Raw genomic sequence first — 14554 nt, forward strand, 5'->3', positions numbered from 1 at the left:
ACGTCGACGATATCGGCCGGTGACGGTCCCCGCCGGGGGGCGGTGCGTACGCCACCGTCTGCCGTCCCGATTCCGGGCTGACGGGTGGCAGGAGCACCACGCCCCGGGAGGCGGCGGGCGGACGCACTCGTTACTGTGGCCCGCACAAGGCTCGAGGTGCCCCGCAAGGGGAGAATCGGGAAGCCGGTGAGAATCCGGCACAGGACCCGCTGCGGTGACCCAGACCTGGTATCTGGGAAGTCCGAAGACCGGCCTCGCGCCTGACAGGTGGACGCAGCCGCGTCCGCCGTACGTCGGCAGACGAGCGGGAGCCCCAGATGCCACAGCACTACCCTTTCAGCGCTGTCGTCGGATCCGACGACATGGCGCTCGCCCTGACCCTCAGCACGATCTCGCCGGCGATCGGCGGTGTGCTCGTCCGCGGCGAGAAGGGCACCGCGAAGTCGACGATGGTCCGCGCGCTCGCGTCGGTCCTGCCACCGATCGACGTCGTCGCGGGCGACCGCTTCTCGAGTGATCCCCGCGAGGCGGACCCGTTGTCGCCGGACGGTCCGTTCCCACCCGACGTGGACGTCGAGACCCGTCCCGTACGCCTCGTGGAGCTGCCCGTCGGTGCGACCGAGGACCGCGTCCTCGGGTCCCTGCACCTGGAGAAGGCGTTGTCGGAGGGCGTGACGGAGTACGAGCCAGGACTCCTCGCGCGCGCCCACCGCGGCATCCTCTACGTCGACGAGGTCAACCTCCTGCACGACCACCTCGTCGACCTGCTGCTCGACGCCGCGGCGATGGGCCGCTCCACGGTGGAGCGCGACGGCGTCTCGGTCGAGCACGCGGCGCGCTTCGTCCTCGTCGGGACCATGAACCCCGAGGAGGGCGAGCTGCGCCCGCAGCTGCTGGACCGGTTCGGGCTGACCGTCGAGGTCGCCGCGCCACGCGACCCGGCCACCCGCGTCGAGGTCGTCCGCCGCCGGATCGCGTACGAGACCGACCCGGCCGCGTTCGCCGCGCGGTTCGCCGATGACGAAGCCGACCTGACCGCGCGCATCCAGGCCGCGCAGGAGCTCATCACGAAGGTCGACCTCTCGGACTGGGCGATGCTCAAGATCGCCGAGGTGTGTGCCGCGTTCGAGGTCGACGGCATGCGCGCCGACATCGTCACGGCCCGTGCGGCCGCCGCCCACGCCGCCTGGAACGGACGCGTGGAGGTCGGCCGCGAGGACGTACGCGCTGCGGCCCGGCTCGCCCTGCCGCACCGCCGGCGCCGCAACCCGTTCGACGCCCCCGGGATCGACGAGGACCTGCTCGACCAGATCCTCGGCGACGACGAGCCGGAGCCGCCCCAGGCGGACGACGGCGCTGGTGACTCCTCGGCATCCGGGAGTGACTCGTCGGCGTCCGTGGGCGACTCGTCGGCGTCCGTGGGCGACTCGTCAGCGTCCGTGGGCGACTCGTCAGCGTCCGTGGGCGACTCGTCGGCGTCCGTGGGTGACTCGTCGGCGGCGGGCGGGACGGAGGAGGTCACGGTGACTGCGGCCCAGCAGCCGTACCGGCCGCGGCTCTTCACGGTCGGCGGCACCGGGGCCGGTGAGTCCGGCCGACGCAGCCGTGCGATCACCGAGACCGGACGGCGCATCGGCGCCGCGCCCCGCAGCGGCGGGGGCGGGTCCATCCACCTGACCGAGACGATCCGAGCCGCGGCCCCGCACCAGGTCAGCCGCGGCCGCACCGGCACGGGACTGGACTTCCGTCCCGGCGACCTGCGGCTCGCGATCAAGGAGGGCCACGAGTCCAACCTGATCCTGTTCTGCGTCGACGCCTCCGGCTCGATGGCCGCCCGCAGGCGCATGGAGCAGGTCAAGACCGCGATCCTGTCGCTGCTGATGGACGCCTACCAGCGCCGCGACAAGGTCGGGCTGATCACCTTCCGGCAGGACGGCGCCGAGCTCGCCCTCCCCCCGACCGGATCGATCGACATCGCCGCCGCCCGGCTCGCCGAGCTCCCGGCCGGCGGCCGCACCCCGCTGGCCGAGGCGCTGTCGAGGACCGCGGACGTGCTGCGCCTCGAGCGGGTCCGCGACCCCCGACGGAGGCCCCTGCTGGTCGTGATCACCGACGGCCGCGCGACGTACGGCCCCGATGCGCTCGCCCGCGCGCACCAGGTCGCTCGGCACCTGGGCGCGACCGGGGTCGCGAGCCTGGTCATCGACTGCGAGACGGGGAAGTTCCGGATGGGGCTCGCCCGGACGTTGGCCGAGCACCTGCTGGCCGAGTACGTGCCGCTCGGGGAGGTCAGTGCCGCGGCGCTCACCGACGTCGTCCGGTCCGGGCTGAGCGAGGGAGCGGCCTGATGCCCAAGGGTCAGCCGCTCGCCGTCCCCGACGACGGCCTCACCACCCGGCAGCGGCGGAACCGGCCGTTGCTGATGGTCCACACCGGTAACGGCAAGGGCAAGTCCACCGCCGCGTTCGGCCTCGCGATGCGGGGCTGGAACCAGGGCTGGGACATCGGCGTCTTCCAGTTCGTGAAGTCCGCGAAGTGGCGCATCGGGGAGCAGACCGTCCTCGAGCGCCTCGCCGAGCTCCACGACACGACCGGTGTCGGGGGCCCCGTCGAGTGGCACAAGATGGGCTCCGGCTGGAGCTGGTCGCGCAAGGACGGCACCGCCGAGGACCACGCCGCGGACGCCGCGGAGGGCTGGGCCGAGGTCAAGCGCCGCCTCGCCGCCGAGACCCACGACCTGTACGTGCTGGACGAGTTCACCTACCCCATGGCGTGGGGCTGGGTGGACGTCGAGGACGTCGTCCGGACGCTCGCGAGCCGTCCGGGCCGCCAGCACGTCGTGGTCACGGGACGCCGAGCCGATCAGCGCCTCATCGAGGTCGCCGACCTCGTGACCGAGATGCAGCACGTCAAGCACCCGTTCGACAACGGCCAGAAGGGTCAGCGAGGCATCGAGTGGTGACCGCGACCCCCACGTCCCTGGCCCGGCTCGTGATCGCGGCACCGGCGTCCGGGCACGGCAAGACCACGATCGCGACCGGACTCATGGCCGCGCTGTCCCGTGCCGGCCACGTCGTCTCGGGACACAAGGTCGGACCCGACTACATCGACCCCGGCTACCACGCACTCGCGACCGGCCGACCCGGCCGCAACCTCGACCCGCACATGGTCGGCGAGCACCGCCTCGTCCCGCTGCTGCTGCACGGCGCCCGCGGCGCCGACGTCGCGATCGTGGAGGGCGTCATGGGCCTGCACGACGGCCAGATCGGGGGTGAGGGCTTCGCGTCGACGGCGCACGTCGCCACCGTCACGCGTACGCCCGTCGTGCTGGTCGTCGACATCTCCCACGCCTCCCGCTCGATCGCCGCGACCGTGCAGGGGATGGTCGCGTTCGACCCGTCCGTGCGGGTCGTCGGCGTCATCCTCAACAAGGCCGGCTCCGAGCGCCACGCGGCCGAGGTGGTGAGCGCCCTGGAGTCCACCGGCCTGCCCGTCCTCGGGGTGCTGCAGCGCGACGACGGGATCGTGGCGCCGTCCCGGCACCTGGGTCTCGTGCCCGCGGACGAGCGGGACGACGCGGCGCACGCGCTCGACCGGCTCGCCGCACAGATCGCCGACCGGGTCGACCTCGCCCAGCTCCTCGCCCTCGCCCGCTCGGCCCCGCCGCTCGACGCCACGCCGTGGGACCCCGCCGACGTGGTCCACGCCCCCACGACCGGACGCCCGGTCATCGCCATGGCCGGCGGACGGGCCTTCACGTTCCGCTACGCCGAGACCGAGGAGCTCCTCCGCGCAGCCGGCTGCGACGTCGTGACGTTCGACCCGCTCACCGACGAGCGGCTCCCCGACGGCACGGCGGGGCTCTACCTGGGCGGCGGCTTCCCCGAGGTCCACGCCGCCGGACTGGCCGCCAACGCCCCGCTGCGCGAGTCGCTGCGCGCGGCGGTCGTCGCCGGCATGCCGACCGTCGCGGAGTGCGCCGGCCTGCTGTACCTGTGCAGGTCCGTCGACGACCTGCCGATGGTGGGGGCGCTGGACGCCGACGCGGTCATGACCCCCCGCCTGACCCTGTCGTACCGGTCGGTCGTCGTGCCGACGGACCAGCTGCTGGGGGCCGCGGGCACCCGCGTCACCGGGCACGAGTTCCACCGCACGACCGTCGAGCCGCGGGCGGGAGGCGAACCCGCCCTCCTCATCGACGGCGTGCCGCACGGATTCGGCTCGGACACGCTCCACGCGTCGTACCTGCACACCCACTGGGCCGGCCACCCGCGCATCGCCCAGAGGTTCGCCGACCGGGTCCACTCCTTCGTCGGCCCCGGGACGGCTGCTGCGGCACCCGCCCCGACGGCACCCGTCCGCACCAGCGCACCGTCTCCTCTGAGCGGCCCGGACGCCCGGGCGTGGCACGGCGACCGGGAGCTCGCACCGGGTCTCGTCGACCTCGCCGTGAACATCCACGACGCCCCGCGGCCGGGCTGGCTGGACGAGGCACTGCTCGCGGCGCTCCACGACGTCGGCGCCTACCCCGACCCCACGCGAGCCGAGCACGCGATCGCCCGTCGTCACGGTCGGCCCGCCGACGAGGTCCTGGCCACCGCCGGCGCCGCCGAGGCGTTCGGCCTCGTCGCACGCGCCCGCCCGTGGTGGCGGCCCGTCGTGGTGCACCCGCAGTTCACCGAGCCCGACGCGGCGCTCGTCGCGGCCGGCCACACTCCCGAGCACGTCCTGTGCGACCCAGGCGCGGGGTTCGCCCTGGATCCTGCACGGGTCCCCGAGGACGCAGACCTGGTGGTGGTCGGCAACCCGACCAACCCGACCAGCGTCCTGCACCCCGAGCGGAGCCTGCGCGCCCTGCTGCGCCCCGGCCGGGTCGTGGTCGTCGACGAGGCGTTCATGGACGCGGTGCCCGGCGAGCGGGGATCGCTGGCCGGCACCCCACTGTCCGGCCTCCTGGTCGTCCGCAGCCTCACCAAGCTGTGGTCGATCCCGGGCGTCCGCGCCGGGTACGTCCTCGGGGACAGCGCACTCCTGGCCGACCTGCGCCGCCAGCAGCCCCCGTGGTCGGTCTCGGCCCAGGCGATCGCCGCGATGGTCGCGACCGCGTCGGAGGAGGCCCGAGCCGAGGCGGCCGTCCGTGCGACCGCGATCGCCGGCTGGCGCGCCGTGCTCACCGACGGCCTCACCGAGCTCGGCATCGCGTTCGTCGCCCCGGCGGCGCCGTTCGTCCTGGCGAAGGTCGGCCGCGGCACGCACCGACGTCTCCGGGAGGCCGGGTACGCCGTCCGTCGCGCCGACACGTTCCCGGGCCTGGACGACGCCTGGGTGCGCATCGCGGTCCGCCGGCCCGAGACCACCCGCAAGCTGCTGACCACCCTGATCACCGAGGGAGGCGCGCGATGGAGCTGAACGTCACCGGCATGGACGCCGCTGTCGTCGGCGGTGACATCCGCGCCGCGGGCCAGGTGTCCGCCCTGCTCGCCGGCGGGGCCCGGGTCACCGTCGTCGCCGCCGAGCTGACCGCGTCGCTGGAGGACCTCGCCCACCGGGGGCTGCTCGCGTGGCTCCGCGACCCCGGCCCGCACGACCTCACGGCGTACGACCTCGTGCTGCGCGTCCGGCCCACCGCCACCGACCACGAGCCCGGCGCCCGCACGGGCTCGGTGACGCTCGTGGGCGGAGGCCCCGGCGACCCCGGGCTGCTGACCGTGGCGGGACGGGCGGCGATCGAGTCCGCCGACGTCATCGTCACCGACCGGCTCGCCCCGATCGCGGCCCTCGGCTGGGCCCGGCCGGGCGTGCAGGTCGTCGACGTCGCCAAGATCCCCGGCGGACGGTCGACCAGCCAGGACGAGATCAACCGCCTGCTGGTCGAGCACGCCACGTCCGGTCGCCACGTCGTGCGCCTCAAGGGCGGGGACAGCTTCGTCTTCGGCCGCGGGGGCGAGGAGCTGCTCGCGTGCCACGACGCGGGGATCCGCACCCGCGTCGTCCCCGGCGTGACCTCCGCGATCGCCGCCCCGGCGCTGGCCGGCATCCCGGTCACCCACCGGGGCCTGACCCAGGGGTTCACCGTGGTCTCCGGGCACGTCCCGCCGGGCCATCCCGAGAGCACGCTCGACTACGCCGCGCTGGCCCGCTCGGGCTCGACGCTCGTGGTGCTGATGGGCGTGCGCACGCTGGGCGCGATCTGTGCCGCGCTCACCTCCGCCGGTCTCGACCCCGCGACCCCTGCGGCCGTGGTCGCGGACGGCGCGCTGCCGAGCCAGCAGGTCGTCCGTGCGACGCTGGACACCATCGATGCGGCGGCCACGGCAGTTGGCATCGGCGCGCCGGCCGTCGCGGTGATCGGCAGCGTCGTGGACATCCCGGGCCTCGACGGCCCCGACCAGGAGGAGCTCGCATGATCCTGTGGGTCCGGCACGGACAGTCCACCTGGAACGTCATGGACCGGATGCAGGGCCACGAGATCAGTCCGCCCCTGACCGACCTCGGCCGGGAGCAGGCCGCCCACGCCGCGGAGGCCCTCGCCGACCGCGGCGTCGTGCGCCTGCTCAGCTCGCCCGCGAACCGGGCCCGGCAGACGGCCGAGATCATCGGCGAGCGCCTCGGCCTCGAGGTCGAGATCGAGCCCCTGCTGCTCGAGAAGGGACTCGACGAGAACTACACGAACGTCCTGGTCCGGGTGCAGCAGATCCTCGACCGCGACCTGCCCGACCACACGGTCGTGGTGAGCCACGGCGACACGATCGGTCTGGCCGTCGGGCTCCTCAGCGGCCAGCGCCCCGAGCCGGCCGACAACGGGTCGATCACGAGTGTCGATCCCGCGACCCGCGAGGTCACCGTCACCCTGCCGCCTCGTTGACCCGGTGGTCGGTGCGTCCCTAGGATGGGCGAACCACTCCTGAGGAAGCCGGTGAGACTCCGGCGCAGTAGCGCTACTGTGACGCCCTTTGCGGCGAAGCCAGACCCAGACGGAGCGGCGGTCACATCCAATCCACGGGACGCTTTCATCCCTTGAGGAGTACCCATGTCGCAGACCACCGCCATCCCTGAGGTCGAGATCCCCGCGATCCCGGTCGCCGAGCTCGCCCCCTGGGCGGCGTTCGTCTTCCTCGTCGCCGCCATCGTGCTGTTCTTCATCAGCGCCGACCAGGGCGCCGTGTCGATCCCGTCGGGCAACGCCATCCATGAGTGGGTCCACGACGGACGCCACCTGCTCGGCTTCCCCTGCCACTGATCCCACCTCCTCCTGATCGGCCCGCCCCGGCGGTCGGTCCTCCTCGCGCTGCCTCGACCAGCGCCCTCAGACATCGGACGACCCATGACACCTCGCCAGCTCCTGGTCCGCGGACTCCTCGCGGGCTTCATCGCCTCCCTGTTCTCCTTCGGCATCGCCTGCACGGTCGGTGAGCCGCAGGTCGACGCCGCCATCGCCATCGAGGAGGCCGGCTCCGCGGCCACGGCCGACACGGCCCCGCACGAGCACGCCGACGGCCACACCCACTCCCACGCCGACGACGGCACCGAGGTGCCGCGGGACGTCCAGTCGACCTTCGGGCTCGCGACCGGCATCCTCACGGTCGGCACGGCGCTCGGCGGTGTCGTCGGACTCGCCTCGGCGTTCGCGGTCGGCCGCCTCGGCCGGCTGCGCCCGAGCCAGTCCACCGCACTCGTCGCCCTCGTGGGGTACGTATCGTTCAGTCTCGTGCCCTTCCTGAAGTATCCGTCCACCCCACCCGCCGTCGGCAACGCCGACACGATCGGCGACCGGACGCTGCACTACTTCGTCGTCCAGGGCATCGCGGTCCTCGCCGCGGTCGCAGCCGTGGCAGCGGCACGCCTCCTGCTTCCCCGCCTCGGCACCTACCGGACCGTCCTGGCCACCGTCGGCGGCTTCCTCGCGGTCGTGGTCGTCACGGCTCTCGCGATGCCGACCGTGAACGAGCTCGGCAGCTTCCCGGCCGACACCCTCTGGCAGTTCCGCCTGGCGTCCCTGCTGACGAACGCCACGCTGTGGGCCGGTCTCGGCATCATCCTGGTCGGACTCGTCGGGCGACTGCACGAGCAGGAGACCGTCCGGGTCGTCCGCCGCGACCTGGCGGCGAGCCTGTGAGCGCGCCGGTCTCCCCGCCGTCCCCGGCGGTGCGCGCCGAGGCCACGGCCCGCCTGGCGGCGCTCGCGACCCCGCCCGGTGCGCTCGGTCGCCTCGGTGAGCTCGCGGTGTGGGTCGCGACCGTCCAGGGACAGGTGCCGCCCGTGCCGGTCGACCGCGTGCGCACGGTGATCTTCGCCGGCGACCACGGTGTCGCCGACCACGGCGTCTCGGCGTTCCCCAAGGCGATCACCCCGGCGATGGTCCGCACCTTCCTGCTCGGCAAGGCCGCCGTGTCGGTCCTCGCGGCGCAGCACGGGGTGAGCGTCCGCGTGCTCGACATCGGCGTCGAGGACGACCTGGCGGGCGTGCCGGCCGAGGTCACCGCCTTCAAGATCCGTCGCGGCAGCGGTGCGATCCACCTCGAGGACGCCCTGACCGCCGACGAGACCCGTCGCTCGATCGCCGTGGGAGAGACGGTCGCGGCCGAGGAGATCGCCGCCGGCGCACAGCTGCTCATCGGCGGCGACATGGGCATCGGCAACACGACGCCGGCGGCTGCCCTCATCGCCGCGTCGCTCGGGCTCCCGGCGTCCGAGGTCACCGGCCGCGGCACCGGCGTCGACGAGGCCGGGCTGGCGCGCAAGACCGAGATCGTCCAGCAGGCCCTCGACCGCGCCGGCAGCCGGGTCACCGACCCGGTCGACACCCTGACCGCCCTCGGCAGCGCGGACCTCGCCGCCGCCGCAGGCTTCCTGGCGGCCGCGGCACGCGCCGGCGTCCCGGTCCTGCTCGACGGCGTCATCTCGGTCGCGGCCGCGGTCATGGCCGACCGCCTCGCGCCGGGCGCAGCGGAGTGGTTCGCCGCCGGGCACCGCTCGACCGAGCCGGCGCAGGCGCTCGCGCTGGACAAGCTCGGGCTGTCGCCGATCCTCGACCTCGGCATGCGGCTCGGCGAGGGCAGCGGTGCGGTCGCGGCCGTGCCGGTCGTCCGCTCGGCGGCCCTGCTGCTGTCGGACGTCGCCCTGCTGTCGGACCTCGGCTGATGTCCGACGCGGAGCCGCTCGTCGTCGTCGAGCGACGCGGACACCTCGGCGTGCTGGAGCTCAACCGGCCGCGGGCGATCAACGCGCTCGTCCCCGAGATGGTGCACCTCATGCAGCGGGCGCTCGACGACTGGGCCACCTCCGAGGCCGTCGCCACGGTCCTGGTCGCCGGTCGCGGCGACCGCGGGCTGTGCGCAGGCGGCGACCTGCAGGGCATGTACCGCTCCGCCCGTGACGGGACGCATGAGTCCGTCGACTTCTGGCGCGACGAGTACGTCCTCGACCACACGATCGCGACCTTCCCCAAGCCCGTCGTCGCCCTGATGGACGGCATCGTCCTGGGTGGCGGCGTCGGCATCTCCGCCCACGCGCGCCACCGCGTGGTGACCGAGCGCTCGTCCGTTGGCATGCCCGAGACCCGCATCGGGTTCGTCCCGGACGTGGGCGGACCGTGGCTGCTGGCCCAGGCGCCCGGCGAGCTCGGCACCCACCTCGCGCTGACCGCGTCCAACGCCGACGCCGCCGACGCGATCGCGCTCGGGCTGGCGGACGTCCTGGTGCCGAGCGAACGGCTCGCGGAGCTCGTGCTCGACCTGGAGACCCAGGCCCCCGACGCCGTCCTCGACCGCCTCGCGACCGAGGCGCCCCCATCGTCCTTGGCCGCCCAGCGGGACTGGATCGACGCCGCGTACGCCGGCGACGACGTGCTCACCGTGGTGAAGCGTCTCCGGGCCTCCGACGTCGAGGCCGCTCACCGGGCGGCGGACGACATCGAGTCACGGTCCCCCACCGCGGTCACGCTCACCCTCGCGGCACTGCGACGGGCCGCGACCCTGCCGGACCTGCGCACCGCGCTCGACCAGGACCTCGCCGTCTCCACGCACCTGCTGACCGTCCCCGACATGGCCGAGGGCATCCGAGCCCAGGTCATCGACAAGGACCGCTCACCCCGCTGGGACCCACCGTCCCTGCCCGACGTCGACCCGACCGCGTTCCGCCACCTCTTCCCCTGACCCGGTGACGGTTTCCCACGGTACCGTGGGATTTGGGCACTTACCTCGCGTCTCAACACGAGGGGAGTGACGAATTACCACGGTCCCGTGGGAAACCGTCCACGGGCGGTCAGAGGCGGAGGACGCGGCCGGAGACGACGAGCAGGACGTCGTCGCACTCCTCGGCGATGCCCTGGTTGACGACGCCGAGCAGGTCGCGGAAGAGCCGACCGGAGCGGTGCTCGGGGACGACGCCCATGCCGACCTCGTTGGTCACCACGACCACCGTGTCACCGTGCTCCGCGATCGCGCGCGCCGTGGCGTCGACCCGGTCGAGCAGGACCGGCTCCCAGTCGTCGCGCAGCTGGTCCCAGCCGTCGAGCTCGTCGATGACGGCCGTGAGCCAGGTGCCGAGGCAGTCGATCAGCACCGCGCCCTCGGCGCCGCGGATCGCCGCCGCCAGGTCCTGCGTCTCCAGCGTCTCCCAGTGCTCGGGCCGCCGCTCGCGGTGGACCGCGACACGCGCCGCCCACTCGGGATCGACGTCCACGTCCGGCAGCGGGCCGGGCGCGACGTACGTGACATGGGTTGCCGCGATCAGCAACGACTCGGCGTGGAACGACTTTCCTGAGCGCACTCCGCCCGTGACCAGAACCTTCATGCCACCTCGCTAGGGTCAAGGCGAGCCTACCGCCGATCGTCCGAGGAGCCCCTGCATGCGATCGCGCGCCATCGGTCTCGTCCTCGGCTTCGCCGCCGACCGCGTGCTGGGCGACCCGGCCCGGCACCACCCGGTCGCCGCCTTCGGGCAGGTCGCCGTCGCCCTGGAGCGCCGCGTGTGGGCCGACGACCGCAGGACCGGCATCGCGTACGCCGCCGCGCTGGTCGGCAGCACCGCCGCCGCGGGCGCGACCGCCGACCGGGCGACCGCCCACCACCCCCTCGTCCGGACGCTGCTCACCGCGACGGCGACCTGGGCCGTCCTCGGTGGACGGTCTCTGGGCCGCGAGGCCCGGCGCGTGCAGGCGCACCTCGCCCGCGACGACCTGCCGGCCGCCCGTCAGCAGCTCACCCACCTCGTCGGCCGCGACCCGTCCCACCTCGACGCCGGGGAGATCTCACGCGCCACGGTCGAGTCGGTCGCGGAGAACACCTCCGACGCCGTCGTGGCCCCTTTGCTCGCCGGCGCCGTCGGCGGGATCGGCGGGCTGCTCGCCTACCGGGCGGCCAACACCCTGGACGCGATGGTGGGCCACCGCAGCGAGCGCCACCGCGAGTTCGGCTGGGCCTCCGCGCGTCTCGACGACGTCCTCAACCTCGCGCCCGCGCGCCTCTCCGCGCTCCTCGCCGCAGTCCTGGCGCCGGTGGTCGCCGGTCGCCCCGCCGACGCCTTCGAGGCGTGGACCCGTGACGCCCGCCGGCACCCCAGTCCGAACGCCGGCCCGGTGGAGGCGTCGTTCGCCGGCGCCCTCGGCGTCCAGCTCGGCGGGACGAACGTCTACGGCACCCGGGTCGAGCACCGACCGACGCTCGGCGACGGACGTCCCGCGCGGCCCGCCGACATCACCCGCGCCGTACGTCTCGCGGACCTCGTCTCGCTCGGCGCCCTGGCGGTCAGCGCTGGGCTCGCTGCACGACCCAGTCGGCGGCGTCACCCGCGGTAGGCACGGTCCGCACGCCGGAGCCAGCGGCCGCCCGGCGGACCACCACGACCGGGATGCCCATCTCGTCCGCGACCTGCATCTTGGACCAGGTGTGCCGGCCGCCGGAGTCCTTCGTCACGAGGACGTCGACCGGTGCCATGACCTCCCACTCGCCGTCGAGGTCGTACGGACCCCGGCTCAGCAGCACCGTCCACCGAGCGGGCAGATCGATCTCGGGCGGGTCCACGGCCCGGACGAGCGCGGCAGTCGAGGCCAGCGGGCCGACGAACCGGTCGAGCGACTGCCGGCCCACGGTCAGGAACGGCCTCTCCCCCAGGGTCGCGGTCAGCGCAGCTGCCGCGTCGTGGTCGTCGACCCAGTGCCACCGCTCGGCGCCGGGCGCACCGGACCACCCGGGACGCTCGAGGCGCAGCAGCGGCACCCCGTCGGCGGTGCAGGCCGCGACGGCGTTGCGGCTCATGCCCTCCGCGAACGGGTGCGTCGCGTCGACGACCGCCGAGATGCGCTGCTCGGCGAGGTACGCCCGAAGGCCCGCGACGCCGCCGAACCCGCCGATCTGCACCGCGCCGACGGGCAGCCGGGGGCGGGCCACGCGGCCGGCCAGCGACGACACGAACCGCACCTGCCGCGCCAGCAGCAGCGCCGCGAGCTCACGCGCCTCGCCGGTGCCGCCCAGCAGCAGGACGGTCATGCCGGCCCGGACGGCAGCACCGGCAGGTCAGCCGGCACGCCCGTCTCGGCGAGCTTGAGCAGGGCGTCGACGTCCAGCCGTTGCTCGACGAGGTCGCCCAGCAGGTCGAGCCGCGCCTCGCGGCTGGCGGCGAAGCTGACGTCGCCGGACGTGTACGTCCGCCCGGCCAGGGCCGCCGCCTCCTGCAGGAACGCGCGCCGGAACCCGTCGGACTCCAGGCTGCCGTGCCACATCGTGCCGAAGACGCCGCCCGCCCGCGCCCCGCCCAGGAACTCCTCGCCGCTGCCACGAGTGATCCGGCCGTGGTGGATCTCGTAACCGGACGCGTCGGCACCCAGCGCGTGCCCCGTGGGCAGCCGCAGGACCTTGTCAGCGCTGAACGTCGTGGCGACGTCGAGCAGGCCGAGCCCCTCCACGTCTGCCCCGGCCTCGCCCTCGACGCCGTCAGGGTCGCTGATCGTGCGACCCAGCATCTGGAAGCCACCGCAGATGCCGAGCACCGGCCGACCGGCCGCCGCTTGGGTCGCGATCGCCCGGTCCAGGCCGCGCGCCCGCAGCCAGCGCAGGTCGGAGATGGTCGCGCGCGTGCCGGGCAGGACCACGACGTCGGCGTCGGACACGTCCCGCGGGTCGCTGGCGAAGACGACGTCCACGTCCGGCTCGAGGCCCAGCGCGTCCACGTCGGTGAAGTTGCTGATGCGGGGCAGCCGGATGACCGCGACACGCAGCGCCGCGTCCCGGTCGGCCGCCCGGCGACCCGCGAGGTCGAGCGCGTCCTCCGAGTCCAGCCACAGGTCCGTGCTCCAGGGCAGGACGCCGAAGACCCGGCGGCCGGTGAGCTGCTCGAGCCGGTCCAGCCCGGGTGCCAGCAGGCTCTCGTCACCGCGGAACTTGTTGACCACGAAACCGGCGACGAGCCGCTGGTCGTCCGGGTCGAGCAGGGCGACGGTGCCGTACATCGCGGCGAAGACCCCGCCCCGGTCGATGTCGCCGACGACGATCGTGGGGATGTCGGCGTGCCGGGCGAGCCCCATGTTGACGTAGTCGCCGGCGCGCAGGTTGATCTCGGTCGGGCTGCCCGCGCCCTCGCAGACCACGATGTCGTGGCGCGACAGCAGGTCGTCGTACGCCGCGTGGGCGGCGGCAGCGAGGTGGGTGCGGCCACCGATGAACTCCGCGGAGGTGATCTCGCCCGCCGGCTGCCCCATGACGACGACATGGCTGGCACGGTCACCACCGGGCTTGAGCAGGACGGGGTTCATCGCCGCCTCCGGCACCGCGCGCGCGGCGAGCGCCTGCACCCACTGCGCGCGGCCGATCTCGGCGCCCGTCCCGTCCGGTCCGAGGCACACCATCGAGTTGTTGGACATGTTCTGCGCCTTGTAGGGCGCCACGTCCAGGCCGCGGCGGGCGAACGCCCGGCAGAGGCCCGTCGTCAGGATGCTCTTGCCGGCGTCGGACGTCGTGCCGGCCACCAGCAGCGCGGTCATGCGCGCTCCCGGTGCAGCCAGGGCCCGAGGAGCCCGGTGACCCAGGGCAGCAGAACGTACGTCATCAGCGGCGTCATGACGCACACGGTCAGCAGCACCCGCGCCGCCAGCCACCAGTCGTCGAGGTAGACCCGTCCCAGCTCGTTGGCGACGAGGCTCAGCGGGAAGAACACGATGAAGATCGACACCATCTGCTTCCAGCGCGGGGGTGGCTGCGCGCCCGTCCGCAGGTCGGCCACGTCGACGTTCGACGGCTCGTCGAACCAGCCCTCGATGCCCGTGCGGTGCTCGCGCGACGCCTCGGCGACGAAGCCCTGGGCGGAGTCGAGCCACCAACGTCGCTGCGCCGAGCCCTCCCACGACTCCAGCGACTGCGGCGAGGCGAAGCGGTAGAGCATGTGCCACGTGGTCGAGTCCTTGTCGGGACGCACCCACCCCGAGCCGAGGAAGCCCTCGAAGCGCTCGGCCAGCTCGGTGCCCGCCCGCAGCCAGGCGTGCATCTGGTCCTCCTGCGACGGATCCACGTGCCGGGTGATCGAGACGGTGACGGGTCCGGGCATGGACTCCATCCTAGGA

At 74.0% G+C, this 14554-nt stretch carries 14 protein-coding genes and 1 riboswitch; of the genes, 10 read left to right on the forward strand and 4 right to left on the reverse strand.

Translation table 11 applies throughout. The annotated features are described in order from the left end of the window. The first annotated feature begins 137 nt into the window (after positions 1-137). A riboswitch (cobalamin riboswitch) is annotated at positions 138-271 on the forward strand. A 46-nt stretch (positions 272-317) separates the two neighbouring features. The 9 genes from C3E78_RS16260 (at position 318) to C3E78_RS16300 (ending at position 10154) form a co-directional block, all read left to right on the forward strand. Next, a complete protein-coding gene (locus tag C3E78_RS16260) occupies positions 318-2348 on the forward strand; it encodes a VWA domain-containing protein (protein WP_108580194.1) in 2031 nt (676 codons plus the stop codon). Beyond that, positions 2348-2962, forward strand: coding sequence for a cob(I)yrinic acid a,c-diamide adenosyltransferase (cobO, locus tag C3E78_RS16265; protein ID WP_108580196.1), 615 nt, complete (start codon positions 2348-2350; stop codon positions 2960-2962). The genes C3E78_RS16260 and cobO overlap by 1 nt, the downstream gene beginning before the upstream one ends. Next, on the forward strand, positions 2959-5409 hold the full coding sequence (gene cobBC, locus C3E78_RS16270) for a bifunctional hydrogenobyrinic acid a,c-diamide synthase/histidinol phosphate aminotransferase CobBC (protein WP_108580198.1): 2451 nt from the start codon (positions 2959-2961) through the stop codon (positions 5407-5409). Before cobO ends, cobBC begins: the two co-directional genes overlap by 4 nt. Next, entirely contained in the window at positions 5400-6407 is a 1008-nt protein-coding gene (gene cobA, locus C3E78_RS16275; RefSeq protein ID WP_108580200.1) for a uroporphyrinogen-III C-methyltransferase, read from the forward strand. The genes cobBC and cobA overlap by 10 nt, the downstream gene beginning before the upstream one ends. Then, the gene (locus C3E78_RS16280; protein WP_108580202.1) at positions 6404-6865 is read left to right on the forward strand and encodes a histidine phosphatase family protein; all 462 of its coding nucleotides are present in this window, start codon (positions 6404-6406) and stop codon (positions 6863-6865) included. Before cobA ends, C3E78_RS16280 begins: the two co-directional genes overlap by 4 nt. 165 nt (positions 6866-7030) lie before the next feature. Beyond that, entirely contained in the window at positions 7031-7240 is a 210-nt protein-coding gene (locus C3E78_RS16285) for a CbtB domain-containing protein (protein WP_108580204.1), read from the forward strand. An 84-nt stretch (positions 7241-7324) separates the two neighbouring features. After that, complete coding sequence (locus tag C3E78_RS16290; protein ID WP_108580206.1) at positions 7325-8116, forward strand: CbtA family protein; 792 nt, start codon at positions 7325-7327, stop codon at positions 8114-8116. After that, on the forward strand, positions 8113-9141 hold the full coding sequence (gene cobT / locus C3E78_RS16295; RefSeq protein WP_108580208.1) for a nicotinate-nucleotide--dimethylbenzimidazole phosphoribosyltransferase: 1029 nt from the start codon (positions 8113-8115) through the stop codon (positions 9139-9141). The genes C3E78_RS16290 and cobT overlap by 4 nt, the downstream gene beginning before the upstream one ends. Beyond that, the gene (locus C3E78_RS16300; RefSeq protein ID WP_108580210.1) at positions 9141-10154 is read left to right on the forward strand and encodes an enoyl-CoA hydratase/isomerase family protein; all 1014 of its coding nucleotides are present in this window, start codon (positions 9141-9143) and stop codon (positions 10152-10154) included. The genes cobT and C3E78_RS16300 overlap by 1 nt, the downstream gene beginning before the upstream one ends. A 109-nt stretch (positions 10155-10263) precedes the next feature. On the opposite strand, the gene C3E78_RS16305 is transcribed toward C3E78_RS16300, so the two are convergent. Continuing rightward, entirely contained in the window at positions 10264-10794 is a 531-nt protein-coding gene (locus C3E78_RS16305) for a bifunctional adenosylcobinamide kinase/adenosylcobinamide-phosphate guanylyltransferase (RefSeq protein WP_108580212.1), read from the reverse strand. Between the two features lie 55 nt (positions 10795-10849). Here C3E78_RS16305 and C3E78_RS16310 point away from each other — a divergent pair, with 55 nt between their 5' ends. Beyond that, positions 10850-11797 carry a cobalamin biosynthesis protein gene (locus C3E78_RS16310; protein ID WP_108580214.1) on the forward strand — a complete coding sequence of 316 codons (948 nt, stop codon included), beginning with the start codon at positions 10850-10852 and terminating at the stop codon, positions 11795-11797. Here the strand turns inward: C3E78_RS16310 and C3E78_RS16315 are convergent. From C3E78_RS16315 to C3E78_RS16325, 3 genes are read right to left on the reverse strand one after another with little or no spacing between them, the layout of a single operon-like run. After that, entirely contained in the window at positions 11748-12488 is a 741-nt protein-coding gene (locus C3E78_RS16315) for a cobalt-precorrin-6A reductase (protein ID WP_108580217.1), read from the reverse strand. The genes C3E78_RS16310 and C3E78_RS16315 overlap by 50 nt on opposite strands. Further along, on the reverse strand, positions 12485-13978 hold the full coding sequence (locus tag C3E78_RS16320) for a cobyric acid synthase (RefSeq protein ID WP_108580219.1): 1494 nt from the start codon (positions 13976-13978) through the stop codon (positions 12485-12487). The genes C3E78_RS16315 and C3E78_RS16320 overlap by 4 nt, the downstream gene beginning before the upstream one ends. Continuing rightward, the gene (locus C3E78_RS16325; protein ID WP_108580221.1) at positions 13975-14538 is read right to left on the reverse strand and encodes an antibiotic biosynthesis monooxygenase; all 564 of its coding nucleotides are present in this window, start codon (positions 14536-14538) and stop codon (positions 13975-13977) included. The genes C3E78_RS16320 and C3E78_RS16325 overlap by 4 nt, the downstream gene beginning before the upstream one ends. Between the last annotated feature and the right edge of the window lie 16 nt (positions 14539-14554).

The organism is Aeromicrobium chenweiae (assembly GCF_003065605.1).
Taxonomy (GTDB): domain Bacteria; phylum Actinomycetota; class Actinomycetes; order Propionibacteriales; family Nocardioidaceae; genus Aeromicrobium; species Aeromicrobium chenweiae.

Excerpts from the sequence above, each read along its gene's own strand:
- C3E78_RS16310 (WP_108580214.1), top strand. The coding sequence starts at position 10,850 with ATGCGATCGCGCGCCATCGGTCTCGTCCTCGGCTTCGCCGCCGACCGC.
- C3E78_RS16315 (WP_108580217.1), bottom strand. The coding sequence starts at position 12,488 with ATGACCGTCCTGCTGCTGGGCGGCACCGGCGAGGCGCGTGAGCTCGCG.
- C3E78_RS16325 (WP_108580221.1), bottom strand. The coding sequence starts at position 14,538 with ATGCCCGGACCCGTCACCGTCTCGATCACCCGGCACGTGGATCCGTCG.
- C3E78_RS16305 (WP_108580212.1), bottom strand. The coding sequence starts at position 10,794 with ATGAAGGTTCTGGTCACGGGCGGAGTGCGCTCAGGAAAGTCGTTCCAC.
- C3E78_RS16260 (WP_108580194.1), top strand. The coding sequence starts at position 318 with ATGCCACAGCACTACCCTTTCAGCGCTGTCGTCGGATCCGACGACATG.
- C3E78_RS16280 (WP_108580202.1), top strand. The coding sequence starts at position 6,404 with ATGATCCTGTGGGTCCGGCACGGACAGTCCACCTGGAACGTCATGGAC.
- cobO (WP_108580196.1), top strand. The coding sequence starts at position 2,348 with ATGCCCAAGGGTCAGCCGCTCGCCGTCCCCGACGACGGCCTCACCACC.
- C3E78_RS16300 (WP_108580210.1), top strand. The coding sequence starts at position 9,141 with ATGTCCGACGCGGAGCCGCTCGTCGTCGTCGAGCGACGCGGACACCTC.
- C3E78_RS16320 (WP_108580219.1), bottom strand. The coding sequence starts at position 13,978 with ATGACCGCGCTGCTGGTGGCCGGCACGACGTCCGACGCCGGCAAGAGC.
- C3E78_RS16290 (WP_108580206.1), top strand. The coding sequence starts at position 7,325 with ATGACACCTCGCCAGCTCCTGGTCCGCGGACTCCTCGCGGGCTTCATC.
- C3E78_RS16285 (WP_108580204.1), top strand. The coding sequence starts at position 7,031 with ATGTCGCAGACCACCGCCATCCCTGAGGTCGAGATCCCCGCGATCCCG.
- cobA (WP_108580200.1), top strand. The coding sequence starts at position 5,400 with ATGGAGCTGAACGTCACCGGCATGGACGCCGCTGTCGTCGGCGGTGAC.